The sequence below is a fragment of the Pelotomaculum propionicicum genome (genome assembly GCF_004369225.1).
Lineage (GTDB): Bacteria > Bacillota > Desulfotomaculia > Desulfotomaculales > Pelotomaculaceae > Pelotomaculum_B > Pelotomaculum_B propionicicum.
This window is the reverse complement of the sequence record NZ_QFFZ01000152.1, coordinates 1-755: the sequence shown is the minus strand read 5'-3', so window position 1 is coordinate 755 and position 755 is coordinate 1. Positions and strand designations below refer to the sequence as shown.

The 755-nt window shown below is 44.6% G+C and carries 1 protein-coding gene; it reads left to right on the top strand.

What is annotated here, in order from left to right; translation table 11 throughout:
• Positions 1-557 precede the first annotated feature (557 nt).
• Positions 558-755: AMP-binding protein (locus Pmgp_RS19295; RefSeq protein ID WP_243119964.1), on the top strand; the 198-nt coding region annotated here is incomplete at its 3' end.

Sequence of the window (755 nt, the reverse complement as noted above, 5' to 3'; positions counted from 1 at the left end):
CATGTGGTCAAAGAACGGCTGTCCCGTATTGACGAAGTAAACCCCTTCGCCGTCCAGGCTGAAAGAAATGTTGACTTCCGTTTCCAGCGTTTTGCGGTTGACTAAACTCTCGCGTGGTTCGGACATTTGTATCACCTCTTTATCTTATTAACAGCCTCTTTTAAGGAAGCAGGGGGACGGTTCTTTTGCTTCCTTGAAAATAACTGTACAGCTGTTCAGCCCACAGAGCGAATCCAAAAAATACCAAGGCGCAAATTCATTCGCACAAATGTTACTCTAGCTACACAAGTCCGGCGCTGACGCGCCGTACAGGATTATACCCCCCCTGGTGTTTTCATGATGCGTGGCGCCGCGATAGCGGCGTGTGAAACTTCCCTGAAAATAAGGCTGGAAAAATGTTGGGATTTGGCTTGATAAGAAGCGGCAGTTAGTTAGACATGATTGGGAAGGCATAATTCTTTATAAAAAAAGGGGAATTTAAGGATTCATCGTATTATTATAATTTGCAGTTGCATTTTAATAATTAAATATGCGGTAGGGAGGACACGAATTTGTTAGTGTATGAACTGGTCCGGCAGGGAGCTGACGAAAAAATTGCACTCTACGAAAAAGACGCTAAATACAGCTACGCCCAACTGAAAAAAAAGGTGGGCCAATACCGGAATTTCTTATATGCCCAGGGAATACGGCCAACTGATAACGTAGGTCTGTTCGCCAAAAACTCCGCCGGTTTTATCTTCAGCTACCTTGCTGTG